Below are 25,762 nucleotides of genomic sequence, written 5' to 3'. Positions count from 1 at the left end.
CGAGGTGTCGTATACTACGTTTTTCTGTCAGAAAGTCAAGTGATTATTTTCAACTTTTTCTCTCTTTTTCACCTCAGTCATCACGAGGGTTTCTTTTTCAACCTGACCACCGAAGCGGTTTGTCGTGACAACGGATGCGCATTATAGGGAGTCAGGAAATTCTGGCAACTCTTTTTTTCACTTTTTTGTTTGATTGATGCATTCCACAGCAAAACACCCCCTTATACAGTCTTATTCACAATGTTATCCACAATCATAAAAATAATTAAAATATAACGCGCATTACGCAAACGTTTGCGTTACAATTAGCCTGAAAATTCATCGTTGATTTTGTTTTTATGTTCTGAAATTGTTAGTAGGTTATCTCTATCTATTACGATGTTGATGCATTTAAGCGATGGCAACACACAATAGATATATATAAGAAGAGTCATTTTACTCTTTCCACTAACTCTTACGGTTTTATTGCTTTCTTATCCAAGGGATCTATCTCATGCAACAGCTTCGTCCTATTCGTCGTGCCCTTCTCAGTGTTTCTGATAAAACAGGTGTTGTTGAATTCGCTAAGGCGCTTTCTCAGCGAGGTGTTGAACTGCTCTCTACCGGTGGAACCGCAAAACTGCTTGCAGAGTCAGGGTTAAACGTTACCGAAGTTTCAGACTATACGGGGTTCCCTGAAATGATGGATGGGCGAGTAAAAACACTACACCCTAAAGTGCATGGCGGTATTTTAGGCCGCCGAGGTATAGATGATGCTATCATGCAACAGCATGCTATCGAGCCGATAGATATGGTCGTTGTAAATTTATATCCATTCGCACAAACAGTTGCCAAACCTAATTGCACTTTAGAAGATGCTGTTGAGAACATCGATATTGGTGGGCCAACAATGGTTCGCTCTGCGGCTAAAAACCATAAAGATGTCGCGATTGTTGTTAACTGCCTTGATTACGAAAAAATCATAGAAGAACTCGATAATCACGATAATTCATTAAATTGGTCCACACGTTTTGACCTTGCAATTAAAGCATTCGAACATACCGCTGCGTATGACAGCATGATTGCTAACTATTTTGGTGAGCTAGTCGCTCCTTATTATGGTGATACAACACAGCCTTCCGGACGCTTTCCTCGTACCTTGAATTTAAATTTCATTAAAAAACAAGATATGCGCTATGGCGAAAACAGCCATCAAGATGCCGCTTTCTATATAGAAGAAAATCCTCAAGAAGCGTCTATCGCAACAGCGACACAGATCCAAGGCAAGGCATTGTCTTATAATAATATAGCGGACACAGATGCCGCTTTGGAATGCGTAAAATCTTTTGAAGAGCCTGCGTGTGTGATAGTCAAACACGCTAACCCTTGTGGTGTTGCAATCGGTAACAACATCCACGCGGCGTATGAACGTGCATTTAAAACCGATCCAACTTCGGCTTTTGGTGGCATTATCGCATTTAACCGTATGCTAGATAAAACGACCGCCGAAGCCATTATTGAACGTCAATTCGTTGAAGTCATTATCGCGCCAACCGTTGCAGACGATGCGCTTTCTATATTAGCAACAAAGCAAAATGTTCGAGTTCTGACCTGTGGAGAGTGGAATAAACCTATTGCGGGGCTAGATTTCAAACGTGTTAATGGCGGTTTGCTAGTACAAGATCGTGATTTAGGCATGGTTCAGGCCGATGAGCTACGTGTAGTCACAAAACGTCAACCGACTGAACGTGAATTAAAAGATGCTATGTTCTGCTGGAAGGTGGCTAAATTTGTGAAGTCCAATGCGATTGTGTATGCCAAAAACGATATGACAATTGGAATTGGTGCAGGCCAAATGAGTCGAGTCTACTCAGCCAAAATAGCGGGTATCAAAGCCGCCGATGAAGGCTTAGAAGTCGCAGGTTGTGCAATGGCATCCGATGCCTTTTTTCCATTCCGAGATGGTATTGATGCAGCAGCAGCAGTTGGTGTCACTTGCGTGATCCAGCCTGGAGGCTCTATTCGCGATAACGAAGTCATTGATGCCGCTAACGAACATGGTATTGCCATGATTTTCACGAATATGCGTCATTTCCGCCATTAATTTAACGTAGGGTAACAGTATGAATATTTTAATTATTGGTGGTGGCGGCCGCGAACATGCTTTAGCGTGGAAAGCGGCACAATCTCCGCTTGCAGATAAAGTTTATGTCGCTCCAGGTAATGCAGGTACTGCATTAGAACCATCACTGGAAAATGTTGCTATTTCTGCAACTGATATTGATGGTTTATTAACGTTTGCAAAAGAAAAGCAAATTGGCTTAACCATTGTTGGGCCTGAGGCGCCTTTAGTACTTGGGGTGGTTGACGCATTTCAAAAAGCAGGCCTAACCATTTTTGGGCCGACTCAAGGAGCGGCTCAGCTAGAAGGCTCTAAGGCTTTTACTAAGGACTTCTTAGCTCGCCATAATATCCCAACCGCTGCCTATCAAAATTTTACCGAGGTAGAACCAGCATTAGCCTACTTAGATAGAGTCGGTGCCCCCATCGTAATTAAAGCCGATGGACTTGCTGCGGGTAAAGGTGTGATCGTCGCGATGACGCTCGAAGAAGCTAAAGATGCCGTACAGGATATGCTCGCGGGTAATGCATTTGGTGATGCAGGTCATCGTATCGTTATTGAGGAATTCCTTGATGGCGAAGAAGCCAGTTTTATCGTCATGGTGGATGGTGAAAATGTTATTCCTATGGCAACCAGTCAAGATCACAAACGTGTTGGTGATGGTGATACCGGATTGAATACTGGCGGTATGGGGGCATATTCCCCCGCTCCTGTTGTGACAGATGAGATCCACCAACGCGTTATGGAACAAGTTATCTATCCAACAGTGCAAGGGATGGATGCAGAAGGTCATCGCTATCAAGGTTTCCTCTATGCAGGACTCATGATTGACAAAGCAGGCAATCCAAAAGTTATCGAGTTTAACTGCCGTTTTGGTGATCCTGAAACTCAGCCAATTATGATGCGTCTACAATCTGATCTCGTTGAATTATGTCTTGCTGGCGCAAAAGGTGAGTTAGCAGGTAAGGGTTCATCATGGGATGAGCGCCCTGCATTAGGCATTGTTATTGCTGCGGGTGGTTACCCTGGCGACTATCGTAACGGTGATGTGATCCTCGGTTTACCAACCGAAGAAGCGACAGATAGCAAAGTGTTCCATGCGGGAACAAAACTGAAAGATGGCGATGTCGTGACGGCTGGCGGGCGCGTACTGTGTGTTACAGCCCTCGGTAATGATATTGCTCAAGCCCAGCAAAAAGCCTATCAAGCCGCGGCAAATATCCATTGGGATGGCAGTTTTTACCGTAAAGATATTGGCTATCGTGCCATTGCACGTTTGAAGTAACGACCACAAAAAACTCAGTCCATTAAGCTGATAAACAGGTTTCAACAAAACCGCTTTATCAGCTTTTTTATTGTATTTCTGTTTTTGTTTCTAACAGACAAAAGCTCTCAGTATTTCGTTGCCTAACTAGGCGGCACAGTAACTTATCTTCAGGAGTATACACAGGTATGTGACTGGGGGGGTGAGTTGCTGAAGCCAACAACGTGAGAATGCGAAAGACGACAAGCGGTGAGATTACAATGAATCTTTACTAGGTTGCCAGCGACAAAAATCTGTATCTGCTACCATCAAAAGCTGATTTCCTTCGGGCGATTCCAACCAAGCAATATTTAATTGCTTATGCCATACCTTTGCCCGATTTTCTAACCAATTCTGAGCATAAGGCTCAAAGATGACTTTTTTGGTATCGCCTTCACAAGTAACCACTTTGTCTTGTGACCAGTGACCTTGATACAACTTAACATCACCAACAACTAGGGCTGTATTAATATCGAGAATACGTTTCGCTTCAAAACGCCAGCGGATAATATCATCAGACGACAGGGCTGTTTTGCGATCTTTTTCTACGCGTTGCATAAAAACGACATCATCGTTTTTATCAAAGCGAAGCTGTTCCATGATTTCTTGTTCGCCTGCATTTAAGATCTGGCTACGGATTTGCCAAAGCTGACCTGAACGGTATTCAAAGAAATTAACTGAGGTATCGGTGCCTTTATAGGGGCTGTAAACCACCATTAGCACTTGAGGATCATGTTTAGCATCGTTCAGACGCCACATACGGATTACGCCATTATCAGCGATAAATCCACTTGCACTAAATTCTGGGAAGTTAGAGCGAGAAGAACAGGCGCTGAGCATTGAGAGTGCTCCCAATACCAGCAACCCTTTCCGAATGAACAAAAGGGGTCGTAGTCTCCCCCTCCTGATAATTCTTGTTTGCAACTTTCTTATTTTACCGCTTCTTTCAGTGCTTTACCGGCAGAGAAAGCAGGAACGTTAGTTGCTGGGATAGTGATTTCTTCGCGAGTTTGCGGGTTACGACCGGTACGCTCTGCACGGTGGCTGACTTTGAAAGTACCGAAACCGACCAGTTGTACTTGCTCGCCTTTTTTCAGCGTTTCTGAGATAGCATTCAGTGTTGATTCTAATGCTGCTTTTGCCTGTACTTTAGTCAGATCTGCTGATTCTGCGATAGCATCAACTAATTCAGTCTTGTTCATAAATTATCCTTACACAGTGTGTTTATCGTTTGCAAAGCATCGAGTGCGTCGGATATGCCAAATTGACAGCCCCTGATACACGCCCCCGATAGCCACTTCTCTTCTTGCCCCTAAATGTAGACCAGTCTAGGGGCAAATGTGAAGTCTTAGTCATCAGCATTACTGCTCTAAGTCACGTTTTATCAATGAAAACGCGAAAATTAGCTGATTGCAATGCCAATATTACTGACTCCCGCCTCGCGGAGGTCAGCTTTTAATCCATTAATTAACTCTAAGTCTCGCTCTTCACAGGCAGCCAGTAAACGGAAAATTTCCCACTGGATATCCCATTCTTCCTCAACAGAGGATAATTCTTTTAGTTCCTGCTCTGACATTTCCTTTCCGGCTTGCGTCATTTCGAGCATAGCAACGGTACGAATCGACACTTCACTAACCGCAATAGCATGACTCAGGGTTTCACCGCTTAATTTAGAGTGAATGACTTCGCCTAAGGCAATACAAGCATCAATCGCTGGATAAACGCCATACATGTCAAAATCATCAGCAGATGGGATGATTTCCTCTAATTTTTCTAACTGATTGTCGAAATTAATTTTGCTATCTTTTACGACCAGTGTTTCCCAAACCAAATCAAGTATGGCGCGGTAAACTTTTGCATCAGCAAACGAACTTTGTTGGCAAAACATTTGAAAGTTGGGGTACATTCTTTCGCACAAGCATGCCATAAAAGTAACATGTTGCCAGCTTTCTAGTTTTTCCAACCTCAAATGAATGGGATTTCTTAACATAATTTCTGACTCATCAATCTTAATGCTTCGCAGTTTACCTGAAAATCGGACAATGCCACATATTTTGCTGATAATTAGCTAGATTTCCCTTTCATTCGCTCAAAAAACGCTCGATTCGAGGCAATTCCATCCGCAAAACGTGTTGGCTCTGGGAGTCTGTAGCCCTTCAAACAACCTTCGACCCATTTTAAGGAGGAGTCAACACTCACTTTGTGACCTGGCGAAATAAACAGTGGGTTACAACGCTTTTTGCTTCTCAGCACCCATCCAAGTGGTTCTTCTCCATGGGTCAGTGGTTGGACACTGTCTTTTTCCTCATCGACCAATTTATAGTCGCCATACAATCGACTTTTAGCAACCCCGATTGTGGGAATATCAACCTGTAAGCCAAAATGGCATGCAACACCAAAACGTCGAGGATGAGCGATTCCTTGCCCATCAACTAACACTAATTCAGGTTTATGATTGAGTTGTTCCCAAGCCGCTACCAACCCGGGCACTTCACGAAAAGAGAGTAATCCAGGGATATAAGGTAACTGAGTCGGTATTCGTGCAATCTGATATTCAACCAATTGTAAGTCGGGCCAAGATAAAACCGCTATCACCGCACGTGTGATAGCGCCTTGTTGTTCAAAACCAACATCGGCTCCACCAATCAAAGTCGGTTGTAAATCCTCATCACGTAATACAACCCGTTGTGCGTTTTCTATTTGCTGTTGTCGCAACAAGTGGGTATCTATTGTCATGGTGAACTCAATACTAAATATGATTAACGATTAATGATAGAAGATAACAGCGTACTTACAAGAATATATCAGTACGCTGTTTAAAAACCGATCAACTATTGATGGTATTGACGTGAAAAACGATGAACGGCTTCTACGAATGCTCCCGCATGCTCAGGCGGAACATCTTGATGAATACCATGGCCTAAGTTAAAGACATGCCCATTACCTTGACCAAAGCCCGCAAGTATATTTTTAACTTCTTCTTCGATACGCGGTACTGGCGCATATAACATTGATGGATCCATATTGCCCTGCAATGCAACTTTATCACCAACACGACGGCGCGCATCGGCAATTTCCGTTGTCCAATCCAATCCTAAAGCATCACAACCCGTTGCCGCCATCTCTTCTAGCCATTGCCCGCCCCCCTTTGTAAATAACGTCACAGGGACACGGCGACCTTCGTTTTCACGCTGTAGGCCATCAATGATCTTATGCATATAGTGGAGCGAGAATTGTTGGTAATCACGCTTTGTCAGTACACCACCCCATGTGTCAAAGATCATCACCGATTGAGCACCCGCACGAATTTGCGCATTTAAATATAAAATAACGCTATCCGCTAGCTTATCGAGCAATAAGTGAAGGGCATTTGGCTCTCCATACATCATTTTTTTGATTTTAGTGAATGCTTTACTGCTTCCACCTTCAATCATGTAAGTGGCAAGGGTCCAAGGACTTCCCGAAAAACCAATAAGAGGTACATCGCCATTCAGCGCTTTACGGATCGCTCTAACCGCATCCATCACATAACCCAGTTCCATTTCAGGGTCAGGTACAGGAATCTTTTTAATATCACTCAGGCTCGTAATGGGCTTTTTGAAACGAGGACCTTCCCCTGTCTCAAAATAGAGACCAAGCCCCATTGCATCGGGAATAGTCAGAATATCAGAAAAGAGAATTGCAGCATCTAATGGAAAACGGCGTAATGGCTGAAGTGTCACTTCACAGGCCAGTTCAGTGTTTTTGCACAGAGAAATAAAATCACCAGCCTGTGCGCGAGTTGCTTTGTACTCCGGTAGGTAACGCCCTGCTTGACGCATCATCCATACAGGGGTGGTATCTACAGGCTGACGTAGCAAGGCACGTAGATAGCGGTCATTTTTCAACTCAGTCATTATTTACTCCATTATAATCAGTGGCCGCCGCAAATGGCTAAGGGTGACACTCGTATACTCCAAAAATTTGAGATGCTGCTAAGCAACAAGAGGGTGAGTCACTCGATCATTGATAGTTATACAACGCAAACACATGAACATAGTCAACAACACGACAACTTGAAGCAAGCTCAGTATATCATGTTAAAGATAACAATATCAGCGCCTAGGCAATTTAGGCGCTCAATAGTCCTCTTGGCGACAGAGTGCCACGGTATCCTCAATTAAACGTCTCGCAATAGTGTCACTCGGAGGGATTTTCGGTAAATTGTTGTAGTGATACCACCCAGCACTGACTAATTCCTTCGGATCAACGTTGATTTCACCGCTTTCATAATCGGCAAGAAACCCCATCATCAAAGAGTGTGGAAATGGCCAAGGCTGAGAAGACACATAGCGAATATGGCGAACTTTGATACCACTTTCTTCCATGACTTCGCGCGCAACAGCTTCTTCTAATGTTTCACCGACTTCAACAAACCCCGCAAGCACAGTAAAGAGAGGGTTTTGAGTATGGCGACGATGCTGAGCCAGTAATATGTGGTCATCACGACGAATAGCGACAATAATGCAAGGAGCAATTTGTGGATAGTAGCGCTCATGACAATGGTCACAAAGACATGCCCATTCGGTTGTACTATGGCGCATCGCCGTTCCACAGTATCCACAATAGCGATGTGAACGGTAAAATTCCGCGAGTTGTACCCCTCTTCCTGCTAAACGAAACAACCCTTCATCTTGTGAAGCGACCAAACGAGGCGATGCCATATCTGCTGGCATTTTTTCAGCAATCAGCCAAACGGTTTCACCTTGCCACTCACCAATCGGCGTTGCAATTTTTCCGGATAATAACCAGTCACTTGCCGTTCCATGCGGCACATCGCCTTGTGGTAGCCATAAACGCCCAGCAAAACAAACAAACCACCAGCCTTGCTCTGTTCCAACTAATGTTACTTTTTTCATTTTTCACATCTTTTATTGATATAAACAATTTTTACTCTTTCTCTATTAAATATCTGGAGGAGCAACTAGGCAACCTGTAAATGAAGCATCACACTATCGCTGCTAGTGAAAAAGGGAGCGTGCACGCCGTCAATCCATGATCTATACGCTGTCGGTAGTTAACGTCATGAATGGATGTAAAAACGCGTGGCCTAATACGATGTAATGCGTCATTTTTAGTGGTTATTTTTGACACTTTTTAGACAATTTCTTCCACAAAATATCGAAAAAGTGTCACAAAACCGTCAACTCACTGTCACGTTAGAAAATTAGCATGCTAATTAACCAATACGCCTCCACTATAGTGAGAAGAAAATGAAAGCGATCGTACCTGCTGTTTTGATTTCTCTAACAACATCAAGCCTTGCTTTAGCGAATGATGCTGATTTAACCCCATTAATTAATGCAGCCAAACAAGAAGGACAAGTTTACAGTGTTGGTATGCCAGACACTTGGGCTAACTGGAAAGGAACTTGGCAAGATCTCGAAAAAACCTACGGATTGAAACATCAAGATACGGACATGAGCTCTGCACAAGAAATTGCAAAGTTTGCCGCAGAGAAAAACAACGCCACTGCCGATATTGGTGATGTGGGTGCATCATTTGGCCCTGTTGCCGTACTAAAAGGGGTTACTCAGCCTTACAAACCTACCACATGGTCACAAATTCCTGATTGGGCAAAAGATAAAGAGGGTCACTGGGCCCTCGCTTATACTGGAACGATCGCCTTTATGATTAACAACGATCTCGTCAAAGATGCCCCAAAAAGTTGGGATGATCTATTGAAAGGCAAATATAGAGTGACTGTGGGTGATGTGGGTATTGCCGCCCAAGCGAATAATGCTGTCTTAGCCGCTGCTTTTGCTCGTGGTGGTGATGAAAACAATTTACAGCCTGCTATCGAGTTTTTTGGTGAATTAGCCAAACAAAAACGTCTATCCGTTAATGATCCTACGGTCGCCAATATCGAAAAAGGCGAAGTTGAAGTTGGTATCCTCTGGGATTTCAATGCGCTAAATTATCGTGACCAAATCAATCGTGATCGTTTTACGGTTGTCATTCCCTCTGATGGCTCTGTTATTTCTGGCTACACCACCATCATTAATAAATATGCAAAAAACCCTAATGCAGCAAAATTAGCGCGTGAATTTATCTTTAGTGACAAGGGACAAATCAATTTAGCGGAAGGTTATGCGCGTCCTATTCGTGCCGAATATCTAACATTACCCGATGATATTAAAGCTAAATTGTTACCGGATGAACAATATAAGAATGTGCACCCCATTAAAGATGCCGAAGGGTGGGAAAAATCTTCTCGCACATTACCCAAAATGTGGCAACAACAAGTCTTAATTCACCAGCAATAATGTGCCTTTAGGAATAAAATTTCTCATGTCTGATAAAGTTATACTTGTTGTCCTTGACGGCCTAACCTATTCAGTAGCCCATGATTGCATGGGCTATCTCAATGCATTGATTGAAGCTGACCAAGCCACGCTTTATAAAATGGAGAGTGAGTTGCCCTCGATGTCTCGGCCTCTATATGAATGCATTTTGACGGGGATTTCTCCTGCAAATAGCGGCATTGTCAATAATGACATCATACGTTTATCCCACTTTGAAAGTATTTTTTCACTTGCACGAAAAGCAGAAAAAACCACTGCCGCTGCGGCCTATTATTGGGTTAGTGAACTGTACAATAGAGCGCCTTTTGTCGCCACTCGAGACCGCTTTACTTGCGATACACAACTCGCAATTCAATATGGCTGCTTTTATCAAGCGGATCATTACCCCGATGATCATCTGTTCGTCGATGCTGAATATCTACGTACCCAATATCATCCTGATTTCTTATTGATCCATCCAATGAATATTGATGATACCGGCCATAAATTCGGACTGGACTCCTCACAATATCGTAATAGTGCACGGAAGGCGGATATTATCCTCGCAAATTATCTCCCAACATGGATTGAGCAAGGCTATCAAATCATCATTACCAGCGATCATGGTATGAATAAGGATCATAGCCATGGCGGCATACTCCCAGAAGAACGACATGTTCCATTGTTTGTTATTGGGGATAAGTTTTCACATCATGCGCAATGCCATATTGAACAAACCGCGCTCTGTGGAACCATTTGTACTCTACTCAATATTGATCATGCAGATAAACAAGTCTGTAACGAATTATTGGTAGGAGGTAACTAATGGCGGATGTTAGCCCCCCTTGTGAGCAAGCCAGCTCCCCGCTGGGGAGAATACTGATGGGCAAAAAATGTTTCTCGCGTTTGCGCTGGCAAGCTGCACTTTTAACCGTACCTTTTTTCATTTTATTTTGTCTATTTCAAATCGCACCAATGATTTGGGTATTGGTTAATAGTTTTATCTATGAAGAAAGTTGGTCTTTTGCGAATTATGCTGAGATTGTTAGCAACGATTTTTATTTGCAGGCCTTTGAAAATACATTATGGCTATCAGTCATTTGTAGTATCGTTGGGTTGCTCGTTTCCGCTATCACTGCCTTTTCTATTTATAAAATGCAGGGGCGAATTCGCAGCATGATGATCTCTTTTACTACCATGGCCAGTAATTTCAGCGGTGTCCCCCTCGCGTTTGCCTTTATCATTATTCTCGGTTTTAACGGTGCGATTACTTTACAACTCAAGGCGTGGGGGATCATTGAAGAGTTCAATATCTATAGCGCTAGTGGGTTAATGGTACTGTATATTTATTTTCAAATTCCACTTGGGATCCTATTACTCTACCCTGCTTTTGATGCGCTAAAACCGGAATGGGAAGATGCCGCCAAAACAATGGGAGCCAGTAAATTGGCCTACTGGTGCAAAGTCGCAATCCCTGTCCTCGCGCCTGCATTACTCGGTACATTTATTATTTTAGTCGCTAATGCGGTTGGAGCCTATGCCAGTACTTACGCACTGACGAGTGGAAACTACAACCTAATTACGATTCGTATCGCTAGCCTTGTATCAGGTGACCTCTACTTAGAGCCTAATATGGCGGCTGCATTATCGGTATTGCTGATTGCGATCCTTGGTTTTATCACCGCCATCCATCATTGGCTGTTAAAACGGAGCTATCATGCCAAGTTATAGCCTTACGACCAAATCACACCAAACGTCTGGCCTTTGGTTACATAAATTAATCCTGATTAGCGTCGCGAGCCTGCTTGCCCTGCCTATCGTGGCGACATTTATTTATTCTATCGCGACACAATGGGGAGCAACGGTGTTACCCGATGCCCTCTCGCTAAAATGGTATTTACAACTCTGGCAAGACCCTCGATTTTTGTTGGCCTTCGGACGCTCTCTGATTATCTGTTTCGGCACGCTGTTGGTGAGTACGCTAGTTATTTTACCGATGACATTTGCCGTGTTTTATCGTTTCCCGAAACTAAAAGGATTGATGGATCTCCTGATTATTCTTCCTTTTGCAATTCCACCGGTGGTTTCATCCGTCGGATTATTACAAATTTTTGCCGATGAACCTTTTATGTTGGTCGGCACTCCGTGGATACTCATCGGTACTTATTTCACTATCACCCTACCTTTTATGTACCGTGCGTTAGCAAACAGTTTTCAAGGGATCAACCTGCATGATTTGATGGATGCGGCACATTTGTTAGGTGCAAGTACTTTCAAGGCTTTTTTATTGATTGTGTTACCGAATATTCGTAAAGGCCTATTGGTATCTCTATTAATTTCATTTTCATTTTTAATGGGTGAATTCGTCTTTGCCAACATTTTGGTCGGTACACGTTATGAAACCCTGCAAATCTATCTATTTAATATGCGTCAAACCAGTGGGCATTTTACCTCTGCGTTAGTGATGTCTTATTTCCTATTTACATTGCTTCTCACATGGTTAGCAACTCGAATGAGTCGCTCTGGAGATAAATAATGAGTTATGTCATTGCTGAAAATTTGAGTAAATCATTCGGCCAAAATCACGTCTTCTCAAATATCCAATTCACAATTGAAAAAGGTGAATTCATCACCTTACTCGGGCCCAGTGGCTGCGGAAAATCGACATTATTACGCTGTATTGCAGGACTCGAACAACCGGATCATGGTGAGCTGTATATTAATCGTCAAAATATAACCCACCAAGCTGCTCAGCAACGTGGAATCGGTATGGTTTTTCAAAGCTATGCCTTATTTCCGAATATGACTATTGAAGATAACATCGCTTTCGGCTTAAAAATGCGCAAAGTAGAGCGTCAGGAACGAAGAAAAGCAGTAGCAGAAGTTATTGAAATGGTCGAATTACAAGGTAAAGAACATCAGTTTCCTCATCAGCTTTCAGGGGGGCAACGTCAACGGGTAGCCCTTGCACGAGCACTGGTGATGAAACCACAGATTTTACTCTTAGATGAGCCATTATCAGCACTTGATGCACGTATTCGTAAACATCTGCGACAACAGATTCGCCATATTCAACGTGAATTAAAACTCACGACGATTTTTGTGACTCATGATCAAGACGAAGCGATGATCATGTCTGATCGCATCTTTTTAATGAATAAAGGCGCTATTATCCAGAGTGATACCGCTGAAAATATTTATACCCAGCCAGCGAATGAGTTTGTGGCACGTTTTATGGGTCACTATAACCTTGTTGATGCAGATAAAGCGAATGCCTTATTGGGGCTAAATTTACAAGGCACACTCGCTATTCGCCCTGAATCCATCTATGTTAAGGAGACAGGACGCCACTACGGCGATCATATTTCACACCCTGTTGATGCAATCATTCTTGATCATCAACTACTAGGAAACATTATTCGTTACTCAGTCAATACGGCTGCGGGTAACATGACGGTTGATTTGCTTAATCGTTCGTCTGAACGACTCTTTGAACCCGGTACTCGCCTAGAGTTAATGTTTAACAAGAATGAAATTCGTGCATTTAGTTAGCGAATCGTAAAAAGAGGCATAATGCAAAATAAATTAGCCGTTTTTGATTTAGATGAGACCTTAATTCAAGGTGATAGTAGCGTGTTGTGGACACAATACCTGTGGGATCAGCAAATTATCACAGATCCTCGCTTTGTCGAAGCGGATAAACAGATGATGGCACAATACAATGCGGGTACGCTGGATATGGCAACTTACCTGCGTTTTAGCCTACAGGCTTTAGCTGGGATCAGTACCTCACAAATTGATCTCTGGTTAGCCGATTTTGTTGACACTATGGTGGTACCGCGCATCTACCCTGAAGGGATCCGTACTATCGAAAATTATCGACAACACGGCATTCCGATCATAGTGATCTCCGCAACAGTCTCATTTATTGTGAAAAAAATCGCCGAACGTTTAGGCGCTGACGTTGTAATGGGGATCGATATAAAGCAGCAAAATGGCTGCTATACCGATGAAGTCGAAGGTATTGCGACATTTAAAGAAGGTAAAGTCAAACGGCTCCTCCAGTGGATCCGCCACCAGCCAATTACCGATGCCTATATCTATTTTTATACTGATTCCGCTAACGACCTTCCTATGTGTCAATTTGCGGATGAAGTGTTTATTGTTAATGGCGATCAAAAACTACAACGGGCAGCGGAAGAAAATAACTGGCGACAATATACGTGGCAACTTTAACCTTATTTTTAGTTTGAATACGCCATTATTAAAATATTCTTTTCCTTTAAGCCATGTATATGCCATTCCTCGAAACCACGCATATGTCACTTCCTCTAAAGCGCATATAGGAAAGCAAAGATATCCCAAGGAGCATACACACGTATGTGACTTGGGTCGCTGAGCGCAGCCAACACACTTATCGTGTGAAGGATGACAAGGAAAATGCTTGAGAATAACCCAGAGAACACTATACTGGAGTCTCTTGTCGGAGTGCTCAGTGGTGTATACCACGAGCTGAGACCGTTAATTCGGGATCCGCGGAACCTGATCGGGTTAATACCCGCGAAGGGAACAAGAGTAATCATTTAGCGCCCAATTTTGTTTATTTCGCAGCTCATATTGATATTGATGAAAAAACTCACAATATGGCGAAACTAACAGCACAGCAAAATGAAAGCGCAACATCTTACTATTACTCCATCCGAACTCCAGACAAGCAACTTTCTTACGATAAACCAGAACGCTATGCATACCGCATAATCGTTCGTGACAATGTCAGGAAATTGCTATGTCCCAAAATAATATTATCCCTACAACTGACCTTTCACCTAAAGCTGCACCTGCACGAACGCGAAAAGCGCAACGTGATGCTGCTGAAAACTTCATTAACACGGTTTCTGGCGTCTCATTCCCTAATTCCAAACGTATCTATTTAACGGGATCGAGAGAGGATATTCAGGTACCTATGCGAGAAATTCAACTCTCGCCAACACTGATTGGTGGTGATAAAGATAATCCACAATTTGAAGATAATGAAGCGGTGCCCGTTTATGATACGTCGGGTCCTTATGGTGACCCAGACTCGGAACTGAATGTCCATAAAGGATTAAAAAAGATCCGTGAAGGTTGGATCCGCGAACGTAATGATACTGTTCAGGTTGATAACCTCAGCTCTGATTTTACACAACAGCGACTCGCTGATGCGGGGCTAGACCATTTAAGGTTTAATCATCGCCCTCGCCCATTAAAAGCGATCTCTGGCAAGCGTGTCACTCAGTTACACTATGCTCGCCAAGGTATTATTACCCCGGAAATGGAATTTATCGCCATTCGTGAAAATATGGGCCGTGAACGTATTCGTGGTGAGGTATTAAGGCAGCAGCATCCAGGGCAAAGTTTTGGGGCGAATCTACCGGAAAACATCACGCCTGAATTCGTTCGTCAAGAAGTCGCAGCGGGTCGTGCCATCATACCCGCCAATATCAATCACCCTGAATCAGAGCCCATGATTATCGGCCGTAACTTCTTAGTGAAGGTGAATGCCAATATCGGTAACTCATCGGTCACTTCATCCATTGAAGAAGAAGTCGAGAAACTGATTTGGTCTACTCGCTGGGGGGCAGATACCGTGATGGATCTGTCTACTGGACGCTATATTCATGAAACTCGCGAATGGATTCTACGCAATAGCCCTGTGCCTATCGGTACTGTTCCTATTTATCAAGCATTAGAGAAAGTCAATGGTGTCGCCGAAAACCTAACATGGGAAATGTTCCGTGATACGTTACTTGAACAGGCAGAACAAGGCGTCGATTACTTCACCATCCATGCAGGCGTATTATTGCGTTATGTTCCAATGACCGCGAAGCGTTTGACAGGCATTGTCTCTCGCGGTGGCTCGATTATGGCGAAATGGTGCCTCTCTCATCATCAAGAAAATTTCTTATATGAAAATTTCCGTGAAATTTGCGAAATCTGTGCGGCTTATGATGTTTCTTTATCATTAGGGGATGGTTTACGCCCTGGCTCCATTCAAGATGCAAACGATGCTGCACAATTTGCCGAGTTACACACGCTTGGTGAATTGACAAAAATTGCATGGGAATATGATGTACAGGTGATGATTGAAGGGCCGGGGCATGTGCCAATGCAGATGATCCGTCGTAACATGACTGAAGAGCTTGAGCACTGCCATGAAGCACCATTTTATACATTAGGCCCTTTGACTACCGATATTGCACCGGGCTATGACCATTTCACATCAGGCATTGGAGCCGCCATGATTGGTTGGTTTGGTTGCGCAATGCTGTGTTATGTCACGCCTAAAGAGCATTTGGGTTTACCCAATAAAGAAGACGTTAAGCAAGGGTTGATTACCTATAAAATCGCAGCGCATGCCGCTGATCTTGCCAAAGGCCATCCCGGTGCACAAATTCGTGATAATGCCATGTCCAAAGCACGTTTTGAGTTCCGCTGGGAAGACCAATTCAACCTCGCACTCGATCCTGATACTGCCCGTGCTTATCACGACGAAACCTTACCGCAAGCTTCTGGGAAAGTTGCTCATTTCTGCTCTATGTGCGGCCCTAAATTCTGCTCAATGAAAATTTCGCAGGAAGTACGTGACTATGCGGCACAAAAAGAAGCGGGAATGGAACAAATGTCCGAAGCTTTCCGAGCCCATGGTAGTGAGTTGTATCATAGCGCTGAGGTCGTGTCCGATGACAAAATTGCCTAATACACCTTTTGCCCCCACAGAACATCGACTCGGCCTGTATCCCGTAGTCGACTCTGTCGAATGGATTGATCGTCTACTCAATGCAGGCGTCACAACCATACAGCTCCGTATAAAAGATAAGCGTGAAGATGAAGTTCGTGATGATATCCAACAAGCGATAGCTTTAGGCAAAAAACATCATGCACGGTTATTTATCAATGACTATTGGCGTTTAGCCATTGAGTTTGCTGCCTATGGTGTGCACCTCGGTCAAGAAGACCTAGAAACCGCCGATCTACTTGCTATTCATCAAGCAGGGCTACGTTTAGGTATCTCAACCCATGATGAGCATGAACTCGCCATCGCAAAATCAGTGCGTCCTTCTTATATTGCGATGGGGCATATTTTCCCGACACAAACTAAAGAAATGCCGTCATCTCCTCAAGGATTAAACACACTAAAAGCCATGGTGGAGGCGACTCCAGACTATCCAACCGTTGCTATCGGTGGCATTTCTATCGATAAAGTGCCCGCCGTACTCGCAACTGGGGTGGGTAGTGTTGCCTTAGTAAGTGCAATTACCAAAGCGGACGATTGGCTAGAGGCAACAAAAACACTTTTGCGCCTCGTAGAAAATCATTGATTACCTGAATCAAACCTACAGCATACTTTCTTGTAGCTGTAGGTGAATTCGAGGAGTTTATCATGTTAAATGATCACGAATTTATGCGTTACAGCCGCCAGCTATTGCTTGAAGATATTGGGCCAGAAGGTCAAACCAAGCTGAAAAACAGTAAAGTGCTCATTGTTGGTCTCGGTGGTTTAGGTGCCCCAGCATCCCTTTATTTGACAGCTGCTGGTGTGGGTGAATTGTGGCTTGCTGACCACGATGAATTGCATCTCTCTAATTTACAAAGGCAAGTTTTATACGGTACCGAAGACATCCCACAATCAAAAGCTAAGCTGGCCTCAGAACGACTGCAACACCTTAATCCATTAGTGACAACCCATGTTTTACAAAAGAAATTAGATAGTCAAAGCTTATTGCCACTTGTCGAGCAAGTCGATCTAGTCCTCGATTGTTGCGATAACATGGCGACGCGTCATGCTGTGAATGAAGCCTGTGTGATAGCCAATAAAACACTCGTTAGCGGGAGTGCTGTTGGGTTTGGTGGACAGTTAATGGTGCTCGAGCCTCCTTTTAATCATGGTTGTTATGCCTGTTTATATCCCGACCAAACGGAGCCTCAACGTAACTGTCGTACCGCTGGTGTTCTTGGGCCTGTCGTTGGTGTCATTGGCACCTTACAAGCCTTAGAAGCGATTAAGCTATTAGTTGGGTTACCTTCCTCTTTAAGTGGAAAATTGCGTTTATTTGATGGCAAACAGCAACAATGGAATACATTGCAGCTAACCCCTTCTATTCAATGTCCTATCTGTCGAGAAGAAACATGCGCCTTATAATTAACGACCAACCAATGGAGTTCGAGGCGCCATTAACGGTGTCTCAATTACTTACCGCGATAGAACGTAGTACCGTTGGTACGGCTTTGGCCATTAACCAAGTTATCATTCCTCGTCATCAGTGGGATTCACACCATCTAAATGATCAAGACAATATTTTATTGTTTCAAGCTATCGCTGGAGGCTAATCATGTTAAAAATTGCCGATGTCACTTTTCAATCACGTCTATTTACCGGAACAGGGAAATTTGCCAACCCAACCTTAATGCAAGCGGCAATAACGGCATCAGGTAGCCAGCTCGTTACTATGGCGATGAAACGTGTTGACTTACGTGGCAATGACGATGGAATTTTAAAACCTTTACAAGAACTTGGCGTAAAACTACTCCCCAACACGTCGGGGGCCAAAAATGCTCAAGAAGCCATTTTCGCGGCACGTCTTGCTCGGGAAGCTTTAGGTACGAATTGGGTAAAGTTAGAAATCCACCCAGATGTCAAATACCTACTGCCCGATCCCGTTGAAACCCTTCTTGCAGCAGAGCAGTTGGTCAAAGAAGGCTTTGTGGTACTTCCCTATTGCAGTGCAGATCCGGTTCTCTGTCGACGGCTCGAAGAGGTGGGTTGTGCGGCCGTAATGCCTTTAGGTGCGCCGATTGGAACCAATAAAGGGTTAGTAACCAAGGAGATGCTACGGATCATTATCGAGCAAGCCGCCGTTCCTGTCGTCATTGATGCGGGGATTGGTGCGCCTAGCCATGCCCTTGAAGCCATTGAAATGGGCGCCGATGCGGTATTAGTCAACACGGCCATTGCCGTTGCTAATGATCCGGTACTGATGGCAAACGCATTTAGAGTTTCCCTAGAAGCAGCAGAACTCGCTCGGCAAGCCGGTCTTGCTAGACCTAAACAACATGCTGAAGCATCCAGCCCCTTAACCGAATTTTTGGGAGCACTGCAATGAGTACAAGCTTTCGTCAACGCTGGCAACAGCTCAATTGGGATGACCTTACATTACAAATCTATGCCAAAACAGCTCAAGATGTACAACAGGCACTTGCTAACGACACCCTAACACTCAATGATTTTATGGCATTACTTTCGCCTGCCGCTCGTCCTTTTCTTGAACAGCTGGCACAGAAAGCTCAAAAGTTGACACGACAACGTTTTGGAAACACGGTCGGATTTTATGTCCCGCTATATCTATCAAATTTATGCGCGAATGATTGCACTTATTGTGGTTTTTCGATGAGTAATCGCATTAAACGAAAAACCTTAGATAAACATGAAATCATTAATGAATGCGAAACGATCCGTAAAATCGGTTTTGATAGTCTGTTACTGGTGACGGGTGAACATCAATCTAAAGTTGGGATGGATTATTTTCGTGAACACTTGCCTACTATACGCAGCTACTTTAGCTCCTTGATGATGGAAGTTCAGCCACTCGCAACTGAAGAGTATGCCGAACTTAAAGCTTTAGGGCTAGATGGCGTCATGGTATATCAAGAAACCTACCATGAACCGGCTTACCAGTTGCACCACCTAAAAGGTAAAAAGCAGGATTTTCACTGGCGATTAGAAACTCCAGACCGTTTAGGACGGGCCGGAATCGATAAGATAGGACTCGGGGCATTAATTGGTTTGTCTAATAGCTGGCGAACTGACTGCTATATGGTGGCAGAACATCTGATTTACCTCCAAAAACACTATTGGCAAAGCCGCTATTCAATCTCATTTCCGCGATTACGTCCTTGTGCTGGTGGCATCGAGCCGGCTTCTTTAATGAATGAAGCTGAACTCGTGCAACTAATTTGTGCCTTTCGTTTATTAGCCCCAGATATTGAGTTATCACTTTCCACTCGTGAATCCCCTTATTTCCGCGATCATGTCGTCCCTCTAGCCATTAATAATGTGAGTGCGGGCTCCAAAACACAACCGGGCGGCTATGCCGATGACCATGCGGAATTAGAACAATTTTCCCCACACGATAATCGTAGCGCTGCCCAAGTTGCCGAATCACTGATCCGTTCAGGATTACAACCTGTTTGGAAAGATTGGGATGGCTACCTAGGCCGTTAAATTATCAGAGATAAACTTCATGGATGAGGTTTATCCCTTTTTTAGCTACTTTTTAACTAGGCTTGTCAGTCTATACTGCATTCTCTTTCCACTATTATCAAATCCACTATGACTGCTAAAAAATGGCCTTTGTGGCTCTTTGCCGCATTATCAGTATGCTTATTGAGTGCCTGTGCGAATGTGCGTTGGCAGCATCCAACACCTTCAACAGAAATCGTCCAATTAATGATGGCGGAAATTCAAGGGGCCAGAAATATAGATGGCGAGGAATATACCGTAGAAGAGACTTTCTCTCGCTTACGGGCACAAAAAGAGATTAAGGGAACTCGCCCTTTTCAGGTCATTACTATCAGTCAAAATCATGAAATAACCATCGAAGGTTATAGTGAGTATTTCGATTCTATTGGCTTGATAACCGATGCGGATTTTGCACGTTTTTCTATTCCGAATAAGCACAACATCCAAGGGTACTACTATTCCTACCGTGGGCAAATGGTCGCCGTAAACTATAGCCTTCCTCATATGGTAAGGGATGCAAACAGTAAAGACAGCTTAGTTCTCCAGACCAAACCAATCACTGATTATCACATCACCGTCGTCTATTTAGATGGTACTCAATACCCATTTAAGTACCGTTCAACATCAGTATCCGCCGGCATGTTTGGTCGTTATAAATCTTACAAAAATAGCTTTGATGGCCGCTTTTATATTCCTACGCATTACCAAACCGGTCGTTATGAGCTCTATGCTCCCCTGTAGCGAATAGGCTTTAGCCTCATTATAAAAATAACATAATGAGGTTTTTACCACTTCTAATGAATATGATCCCACTTAATGCTGTTTTCGAGGATCAATGACAGAATAATCCCCATTAACAAACCGTTTCCTAGCAGTGAACTGAACATCATCGGTAGCGAATTCATTACCGCATCAGGTGCAGACATCAAAAAAATCCCAATAAACAGGGGAAGTGCCAAACGATAAATATTACGCGCGTTCAGTTTAATTTCGGCTAAAAATGAAAAAGAAGAGAATAACAGGGGTAAATAGGTTGCTAACATGACAGCACTGCCAATCGCGAGAGGCAATGAGCGAAAAAATTGGGTTAATGCGGCGATAGCCCCAACCAATAACAACAACACGCTACCGATAGTAAAAGAGACTCGTGAAGTGTCTTTCGTTTGTGTAATCAAGCCAATAGATGATACAAAAGGCGAAAATGGCACCACACCTAACGGAGCCGAAAATAAAGTCAAAACACCCGACGCCACAAAACTCCGACGGTAAATAGACTTTGTTAATCCCTTTTGCTGATAAAAAACATCACTTCCACGTATTGCCCCAAAAGTATTTGACGTGTTCAAAATACCGGCCAATATCGCCGTGATCACGATGCTAGGTTGGACTTCATCTGCACGTCCAAAGGGAAACAACTCCCACTTAACTTCCGAAATAGCTGAAATTTTGCCATCAAATAACAGACTATACGCAATCCATCCAATAATGATTCCACATAATAAGGCATATTGACTCATGCTTGCGGGTAAAAACACAATCATCGCAATCACCAAAATTAGCACCGCGAATGCTAAAAAGAATACCGGATAATTAACCTCGACATTGGTATCTATGACGCCAAATGGAAGCCCGAGCATACCTTTTAGAAAAATCGAAACTAATTGGGCTCCAAGGAGAAACATAAATACCACTAAAACACCGGGTTTGAACAAACTGGATAACCCATTGCCAATACCTGTGATACCGATTAAAAGGGTAACAATCCCCGACAAAAAAATACCGACGGTTAGACTCCACCCAATGGTTGCTAAAGCGGTTCCTTGCATTGATTCCGAGAGGGTGACGGTCAATATTGTGGCCCACCATAGCCCTGTCGATCCCTCCATCAATGAGCGCTTATGACCTAAAAAAGCTTGAATTAAACAAGCCACAGCGATCAGTAAGAAAGCGTATTGTGTGATAACAAATGTGGTTTCAGCTGTTAAATGAAAAGCCGATTGTAAGGTAGGTGGAATCACGACTGTGTTACAAAAAATAAAGAAGAACCACTGGAAACCTGAAATAAAACTACTCTTTGTTATTATACTTTTTTGCACTGAAAACCTCATGACTTATTATCATTGCTTGTTAACAGTCTAGTAGCATTTAAATCAAATTTCTAATGATTATTTTTAACTTATCGTTTTGGTTTTTATAGCGTATATAACGCCATATAAGACTATAAGTATATTTTAAATTTTAATCATACTTAGATTTCGGTTATAAATAGAAAATAACCACACCTAATCCTATTTTACTAAAACTTTATTCTATTTCGATTAGCCTTGGCTATTTAAATAATAACATTGTCTATAGACGTCCCTCTCAATTAATTTAACAAAAGCAAAAACAATCAAAAATAATTGAATAAAACACGCCTCGGAAAAAACAAAAGACATTTCAAATCAATATGTTAATAGAGATCAAACGCCTGAGCTTTAGTTAAAACTAGCACTGCATCGAGTTAACTCTCTGTTTTAGAATTAAATAAAATTAACCCATTAAATTTATTTAAAAATTTAACCTAAATTATGAGTTTATTTTGATATCATTAACTACCAATAGACAAAAAGACAATACAAATGAAAGGCTATCTATTTCTCAACAAAAATATTAGATTAAAATCACTAATAAACTTAAAGCCTAGCATCTTAATCTATTAATCGAATAATGTCCTCTACTAATTATCATTTTTCTACACTCGGTGGCATTTTGAAAAAAAATTCACTGGTCAGATATTGGTTCTTTCATTATTCATGATAAAAAAGATTGTGATAAATATGGAAACGACATTTATAACCACAATCATAAAAGAAAACATTCATCATAGTGATGTTGGAGAATGAATATAATGAATATTGTTGATCGGTTTATTTCTTATACCCAAATTAATACCACCACCAATAGGGAAAATGGCGCTGCGGGTATTATGCCCTCTTCTGAAGGTCAGCGCGTTTTAGCCAAAAAACTCGTTCAAGAGCTGGAAGCATTAGGTCTTGAAGAGATTAAACTACGTGATACCGCCATTGTCACTGCAACCTTGCCCTCAAATTTAGATTATGACGTTCCTACCGTTGCTTTCTTTGGTCATCTTGATACGAGTGCTGAACAAACTAATGATACTAAAGCACAAATCCTGCACTATAACGGTGAAGACCTGTGCTTAAATAAACAGCTAAATATCTATCTTCGTCAAAGTGAGTTCCCTGAACTCGCTAACTATCTAGGTGATGATATTATTGTCACGGACGGCACGAGTCTATTGGGTGCCGATGACAAAGCAGCCATAGCCTCTATTATGGATATGCTGCAATACTTCAAACAGAACCCTCAAATTAAACATGGCACCATTAAAGTCGGCTTTGTTCCCGATGAAGAGCAAGGTTTGCGTGGCGCAAAAGCCTTTGATGTACAAGAATTTGGGGCAGACTTTGCCTATACCCTTGATTGCTGTGGTATTGGTGAATTAGTGTATGAAAACTGGAATGCGGGTGACGTTGAAATCGTCTTTACAGGTAAATCCGCCCACCCAATGTCCGCCAAAGGCAAACTCATTAACTCATTATTAATGGCGCATAAATTTATCGCCATGCTACCGGGCGGTGAAGCTCCTGAATACACTGCGGATCGTGAAGGTTACTATTGGGTAAAACAGTTATCAGGTAATAGCGCTCGTACCGTACTCAAAATGGATGTACGTGATTTCACAGAAGATGGTTATCGTGCGCGTATGGCATTTTTGAAAAAATTAGCCGCACACTGTGAAGACTTATGGGGCAAAGAGAGCGTCACTTGTACCCTAGCAGACCGTTATTCTAACGTTTATAACAGCTTACAAGGTGAAAATCGTTACCCTATCGACATCGCTGTAGAGGCTTATCACGCTTGTGGTATTACCCCAAAAGTGATCCCAATGCGTGGTGGCTACGATGGTGCAGCACTATCGCAAAATGGCTTACCTTGCCCAAATATTTTTACTGGTGCTCATAATTTCCATTCTATTTATGAATATCTTCCAATTAAATCATTATACGCTGCAAGTGATGTGCTAAAACAAGTCGTTCAAATCACTGCTGAACGCTTCAAATCAGGAGCAAAAGCATGATCCCAATTCTAACGGTTCTTATTATCGTTATTTTGGTAGCACGTTTCATTCTGAAAGGTTATAAGGCTGAACCTGTATTATTTATTGCCGGTTTAGCGTTAATGATTATGACCCTCGCCTTAGGTTGGGGTCCTATCTTGCCCAAAAATGTCGCGTCTACTGGTTTAACATGGCTCGATCCCTTTGAGGTTATGCGTGATCTCTTCAGTAGTCGTGCTGCCGATCTCGGTTTAATGATCATGGCACTAATGGGTTTCGCTCATTACATGGATCATATTGGTGCTAACGAAGCCGTCGTGCGTGTTGCAACTAAGCCATTAAAAAATATGCGTTCTCCCTATGTTCTGCTGTTTTTTTCATTTTTACTGGCCAGTATTTTGCAACTCGCGATCCCGTCAGCAACAGGTTTAGCCGTGTTATTGATGGGAACCATGTTTCCTATCATGATTGGATTGGGCTTATCGCCAGCATCAGCTGCGGGGGTCATTGCCACCTCATTAGGCGTTGCTTATACCCCAACCGCTATCGATGCTATCCGTGGCGCCAAAGCGGTTGATATGTCAGTTGTTGAATATGTATTGTATTATCAAGGACCTGCTGCATTAGTTACCGTCTTAGCGGTTGGTATTACACATATCTTCTGGCAACGTCACTGCGATCGCAAAGCAGGCTTTATCCCTGAGATTGGTAAAGCCGTTCAATCTCATGAAAAAGAACCGACAAGCAAAAATATTCCTGGCTACTATGCCATTCTTCCTATGTTGCCCATTATCATGGCGGTAGGTTCTTCGAACCTCTTTTTTGAAGGCATACACCTTGATGTTGTCACCATCGTATTGATTGCAATGGCTATCTGTATGCTTATCGAAACATTACGTATTCGTAATTTCAAAACGGTATGTAATGGCTTCCAGCACTTCTTGAATGGAATGGGGCAGGCTTTTAGTCACGTTGTTGGGCTACTCGTTGCAGCGGGCGTTTTCGCACATGGGATTAAAGTCAGCGGTGCCATTGACCAGTTGATCTTAATGGCGGAATCCGTTGGTTTACCCCCCTTTGCAATGGCACTCGTATTTGCATTGGTCACTCTAGCTGCTGCTGTGATCATGGGTTCAGGTAATGCGCCATTCTTAGCTTTTGTCGAATTGATCCCACAAATCGCACACAGTATGGGGGCTAACCCGATCGCCATGATCTTACCTATGCAGCAGGCTTCTCATATGGGGCGTGGTATGTCACCTGTTGCTGGCGTGATCATTGCCGTTTCCAGTGGCGCTAAATTACAACCTTTTGATGTGGTTAAGCGTACCGCCATCCCACTCATGGTCGGTTTTGTGATTCATTGCACGATCATTGGCGTATTCTATTAGCCCATTTTTACATCCCGGTGATATCACTCAAATGGGGAAATAAATTCCCCATTTTTCTCATACTGAACTCAGCGACTTTTTAAAATAATAAAAGCAACAGGCTAATTTCATGATCCACTGAATACCTGTGTGAAGTCACGCATACTCACATACCATTTGTTATCACTGTAAAGCAAAGTTCAGGCTGAATGGCTTTTGCTTGAACACACGTTTAAATAAAAAAAACCGGCGCTATTACAGCGCCG

At 42.9% G+C, this 25,762-nt stretch carries 24 protein-coding genes and 1 riboswitch; of the genes, 17 read left to right on the top strand and 7 right to left on the bottom strand.

The genetic code is table 11. The features are described from left to right. Window positions 1-493: 493 nt before the first annotated feature. Together purH and purD are read left to right on the top strand one after the other, a co-directional pair. The gene (purH, locus tag M1F03_RS01890; protein ID WP_154624805.1) at window positions 494-2,083 is read left to right on the top strand and encodes a bifunctional phosphoribosylaminoimidazolecarboxamide formyltransferase/IMP cyclohydrolase; all 1,590 of its coding nucleotides are present in this window, start codon (window positions 494-496) and stop codon (window positions 2,081-2,083) included. Window positions 2,084-2,102: 19 nt separating this feature from the next. Beyond that, complete coding sequence (gene purD / locus M1F03_RS01885) at window positions 2,103-3,386, top strand: phosphoribosylamine--glycine ligase (protein ID WP_163860569.1); 1,284 nt, start codon at window positions 2,103-2,105, stop codon at window positions 3,384-3,386. 234 nt (window positions 3,387-3,620) lie between these two features. Here purD and M1F03_RS01880 read toward each other — a convergent pair whose 3' ends face one another. The 6 genes from M1F03_RS01880 to nudC form a co-directional block, all read right to left on the bottom strand. Further along, entirely contained in the window at window positions 3,621-4,244 is a 624-nt protein-coding gene (locus tag M1F03_RS01880; RefSeq protein ID WP_154624803.1) for a DUF1481 domain-containing protein, read from the bottom strand. Window positions 4,245-4,333: 89 nt separating this feature from the next. Then, on the bottom strand, window positions 4,334-4,606 hold the full coding sequence (locus M1F03_RS01875; RefSeq protein ID WP_004924821.1) for an HU family DNA-binding protein: 273 nt from the start codon (window positions 4,604-4,606) through the stop codon (window positions 4,334-4,336). Between the two features lie 200 nt (window positions 4,607-4,806). Continuing rightward, window positions 4,807-5,394 (bottom strand): YjaG family protein, encoded by a 588-nt coding sequence (locus tag M1F03_RS01870; protein WP_154624802.1) that lies wholly within the window; start codon window positions 5,392-5,394, stop codon window positions 4,807-4,809. Between the two features lie 74 nt (window positions 5,395-5,468). Then, entirely contained in the window at window positions 5,469-6,140 is a 672-nt protein-coding gene (gene nfi / locus M1F03_RS01865) for a deoxyribonuclease V (RefSeq protein ID WP_196714209.1), read from the bottom strand. 95 nt (window positions 6,141-6,235) lie between these two features. Continuing rightward, entirely contained in the window at window positions 6,236-7,300 is a 1,065-nt protein-coding gene (gene hemE / locus M1F03_RS01860) for a uroporphyrinogen decarboxylase (protein WP_251464928.1), read from the bottom strand. A gap of 222 nt (window positions 7,301-7,522) precedes the next feature. Then, window positions 7,523-8,302 (bottom strand): NAD(+) diphosphatase, encoded by a 780-nt coding sequence (gene nudC / locus M1F03_RS01855; protein WP_154624799.1) that lies wholly within the window; start codon window positions 8,300-8,302, stop codon window positions 7,523-7,525. A 354-nt stretch (window positions 8,303-8,656) separates the two neighbouring features. Here nudC and M1F03_RS01850 point away from each other — a divergent pair, with 354 nt between their 5' ends. The 13 genes from M1F03_RS01850 to M1F03_RS01790 all read left to right on the top strand — a co-directional run bounded on the left by M1F03_RS01850 (window position 8,657) and on the right by M1F03_RS01790 (window position 20,744). Then, entirely contained in the window at window positions 8,657-9,709 is a 1,053-nt protein-coding gene (locus M1F03_RS01850) for an ABC transporter substrate-binding protein (RefSeq protein ID WP_154624798.1), read from the top strand. Window positions 9,710-9,734: 25 nt separating this feature from the next. Further along, window positions 9,735-10,553, top strand: coding sequence for an alkaline phosphatase family protein (locus tag M1F03_RS01845; RefSeq protein WP_251464926.1), 819 nt, complete (start codon window positions 9,735-9,737; stop codon window positions 10,551-10,553). Next, the gene (locus tag M1F03_RS01840; protein WP_163860567.1) at window positions 10,553-11,458 is read left to right on the top strand and encodes an ABC transporter permease; all 906 of its coding nucleotides are present in this window, start codon (window positions 10,553-10,555) and stop codon (window positions 11,456-11,458) included. The genes M1F03_RS01845 and M1F03_RS01840 overlap by 1 nt, the downstream gene beginning before the upstream one ends. After that, window positions 11,445-12,263, top strand: coding sequence for an ABC transporter permease (locus tag M1F03_RS01835; protein ID WP_154624795.1), 819 nt, complete (start codon window positions 11,445-11,447; stop codon window positions 12,261-12,263). Before M1F03_RS01840 ends, M1F03_RS01835 begins: the two co-directional genes overlap by 14 nt. Next, window positions 12,263-13,279, top strand: a complete 1,017-nt coding sequence (locus M1F03_RS01830; RefSeq protein ID WP_196714212.1) for an ABC transporter ATP-binding protein — start codon at window positions 12,263-12,265, stop codon at window positions 13,277-13,279. The genes M1F03_RS01835 and M1F03_RS01830 overlap by 1 nt, the downstream gene beginning before the upstream one ends. 21 nt (window positions 13,280-13,300) lie before the next feature. Then, window positions 13,301-13,963 carry an HAD family hydrolase gene (locus M1F03_RS01825; RefSeq protein ID WP_154624793.1) on the top strand — a complete coding sequence of 221 codons (663 nt, stop codon included), beginning with the start codon at window positions 13,301-13,303 and terminating at the stop codon, window positions 13,961-13,963. Window positions 13,964-14,201: 238 nt separating this feature from the next. After that, window positions 14,202-14,313, top strand: a riboswitch (TPP riboswitch). A 200-nt stretch (window positions 14,314-14,513) separates the two neighbouring features. Beyond that, window positions 14,514-16,463: a phosphomethylpyrimidine synthase ThiC gene (gene thiC, locus M1F03_RS01820; RefSeq protein ID WP_163860565.1), complete on the top strand. Its 1,950-nt coding sequence runs from the start codon at window positions 14,514-14,516 to the stop codon at window positions 16,461-16,463. After that, a complete protein-coding gene (gene thiE, locus M1F03_RS01815; RefSeq protein WP_154624791.1) occupies window positions 16,447-17,085 on the top strand; it encodes a thiamine phosphate synthase in 639 nt (212 codons plus the stop codon). The genes thiC and thiE overlap by 17 nt, the downstream gene beginning before the upstream one ends. A gap of 62 nt (window positions 17,086-17,147) precedes the next feature. Continuing rightward, window positions 17,148-17,906, top strand: a complete 759-nt coding sequence (locus M1F03_RS01810) for a HesA/MoeB/ThiF family protein (protein ID WP_163860564.1) — start codon at window positions 17,148-17,150, stop codon at window positions 17,904-17,906. Beyond that, a complete protein-coding gene (gene thiS / locus M1F03_RS01805; RefSeq protein WP_196714216.1) occupies window positions 17,894-18,094 on the top strand; it encodes a sulfur carrier protein ThiS in 201 nt (66 codons plus the stop codon). Before M1F03_RS01810 ends, thiS begins: the two co-directional genes overlap by 13 nt. A gap of 2 nt (window positions 18,095-18,096) precedes the next feature. Continuing rightward, complete coding sequence (locus M1F03_RS01800; protein WP_154624788.1) at window positions 18,097-18,867, top strand: thiazole synthase; 771 nt, start codon at window positions 18,097-18,099, stop codon at window positions 18,865-18,867. Beyond that, a complete protein-coding gene (thiH, locus tag M1F03_RS01795) occupies window positions 18,864-19,985 on the top strand; it encodes a 2-iminoacetate synthase ThiH (protein ID WP_196714217.1) in 1,122 nt (373 codons plus the stop codon). The genes M1F03_RS01800 and thiH overlap by 4 nt, the downstream gene beginning before the upstream one ends. A 108-nt stretch (window positions 19,986-20,093) precedes the next feature. After that, window positions 20,094-20,744, top strand: a complete 651-nt coding sequence (locus M1F03_RS01790) for a hypothetical protein (RefSeq protein WP_251464924.1) — start codon at window positions 20,094-20,096, stop codon at window positions 20,742-20,744. A gap of 53 nt (window positions 20,745-20,797) precedes the next feature. On the opposite strand, the gene M1F03_RS01785 is transcribed toward M1F03_RS01790, so the two are convergent. Then, a complete protein-coding gene (locus tag M1F03_RS01785; protein ID WP_251464922.1) occupies window positions 20,798-22,111 on the bottom strand; it encodes a uracil/xanthine transporter in 1,314 nt (437 codons plus the stop codon). Window positions 22,112-22,893: 782 nt separating this feature from the next. Here M1F03_RS01785 and pepT point away from each other — a divergent pair. Together pepT and dcuC are read left to right on the top strand one after the other, a co-directional pair. Then, a complete protein-coding gene (gene pepT / locus M1F03_RS01780) occupies window positions 22,894-24,147 on the top strand; it encodes a peptidase T (RefSeq protein WP_196714220.1) in 1,254 nt (417 codons plus the stop codon). Then, window positions 24,144-25,517, top strand: coding sequence for a C4-dicarboxylate transporter DcuC (gene dcuC, locus M1F03_RS01775; RefSeq protein WP_154624916.1), 1,374 nt, complete (start codon window positions 24,144-24,146; stop codon window positions 25,515-25,517). The genes pepT and dcuC overlap by 4 nt, the downstream gene beginning before the upstream one ends. Window positions 25,518-25,762 lie beyond the last annotated feature (245 nt).

The sequence above is a fragment of the Providencia sp. PROV080 genome, assembly GCF_033688105.1.
Taxonomy (GTDB): domain Bacteria; phylum Pseudomonadota; class Gammaproteobacteria; order Enterobacterales; family Enterobacteriaceae; genus Providencia; species Providencia zhejiangensis.
This window is presented reverse-complemented; position numbering and strand designations above follow the sequence as displayed.

Coding starts and splice junctions, on each gene's coding strand:
- purD (WP_163860569.1), top strand. CDS start 2,103: ATGAATATTTTAATTATTGGTGGTGGCGGCCGCGAACATGCTTTAGCG.
- M1F03_RS01830 (WP_196714212.1), top strand. CDS start 12,263: ATGAGTTATGTCATTGCTGAAAATTTGAGTAAATCATTCGGCCAAAAT.
- M1F03_RS01790 (WP_251464924.1), top strand. CDS start 20,094: ATGACTGCTAAAAAATGGCCTTTGTGGCTCTTTGCCGCATTATCAGTA.
- M1F03_RS01880 (WP_154624803.1), bottom strand. CDS start 4,244: ATGCTCAGCGCCTGTTCTTCTCGCTCTAACTTCCCAGAATTTAGTGCA.
- thiS (WP_196714216.1), top strand. CDS start 17,894: ATGCGCCTTATAATTAACGACCAACCAATGGAGTTCGAGGCGCCATTA.
- thiE (WP_154624791.1), top strand. CDS start 16,447: ATGACAAAATTGCCTAATACACCTTTTGCCCCCACAGAACATCGACTC.
- M1F03_RS01875 (WP_004924821.1), bottom strand. CDS start 4,606: ATGAACAAGACTGAATTAGTTGATGCTATCGCAGAATCAGCAGATCTG.
- M1F03_RS01800 (WP_154624788.1), top strand. CDS start 18,097: ATGTTAAAAATTGCCGATGTCACTTTTCAATCACGTCTATTTACCGGA.
- hemE (WP_251464928.1), bottom strand. CDS start 7,300: ATGACTGAGTTGAAAAATGACCGCTATCTACGTGCCTTGCTACGTCAG.
- thiH (WP_196714217.1), top strand. CDS start 18,864: ATGAGTACAAGCTTTCGTCAACGCTGGCAACAGCTCAATTGGGATGAC.
- M1F03_RS01850 (WP_154624798.1), top strand. CDS start 8,657: ATGAAAGCGATCGTACCTGCTGTTTTGATTTCTCTAACAACATCAAGC.
- M1F03_RS01810 (WP_163860564.1), top strand. CDS start 17,148: ATGTTAAATGATCACGAATTTATGCGTTACAGCCGCCAGCTATTGCTT.
- dcuC (WP_154624916.1), top strand. CDS start 24,144: ATGATCCCAATTCTAACGGTTCTTATTATCGTTATTTTGGTAGCACGT.
- M1F03_RS01845 (WP_251464926.1), top strand. CDS start 9,735: ATGTCTGATAAAGTTATACTTGTTGTCCTTGACGGCCTAACCTATTCA.
- M1F03_RS01835 (WP_154624795.1), top strand. CDS start 11,445: ATGCCAAGTTATAGCCTTACGACCAAATCACACCAAACGTCTGGCCTT.
- M1F03_RS01785 (WP_251464922.1), bottom strand. CDS start 22,111: ATGAGGTTTTCAGTGCAAAAAAGTATAATAACAAAGAGTAGTTTTATT.
- nfi (WP_196714209.1), bottom strand. CDS start 6,140: ATGACAATAGATACCCACTTGTTGCGACAACAGCAAATAGAAAACGCA.
- thiC (WP_163860565.1), top strand. CDS start 14,514: ATGTCCCAAAATAATATTATCCCTACAACTGACCTTTCACCTAAAGCT.
- pepT (WP_196714220.1), top strand. CDS start 22,894: ATGAATATTGTTGATCGGTTTATTTCTTATACCCAAATTAATACCACC.
- purH (WP_154624805.1), top strand. CDS start 494: ATGCAACAGCTTCGTCCTATTCGTCGTGCCCTTCTCAGTGTTTCTGAT.
- M1F03_RS01840 (WP_163860567.1), top strand. CDS start 10,553: ATGGCGGATGTTAGCCCCCCTTGTGAGCAAGCCAGCTCCCCGCTGGGG.
- M1F03_RS01825 (WP_154624793.1), top strand. CDS start 13,301: ATGCAAAATAAATTAGCCGTTTTTGATTTAGATGAGACCTTAATTCAA.
- M1F03_RS01870 (WP_154624802.1), bottom strand. CDS start 5,394: ATGTTAAGAAATCCCATTCATTTGAGGTTGGAAAAACTAGAAAGCTGG.
- nudC (WP_154624799.1), bottom strand. CDS start 8,302: ATGAAAAAAGTAACATTAGTTGGAACAGAGCAAGGCTGGTGGTTTGTT.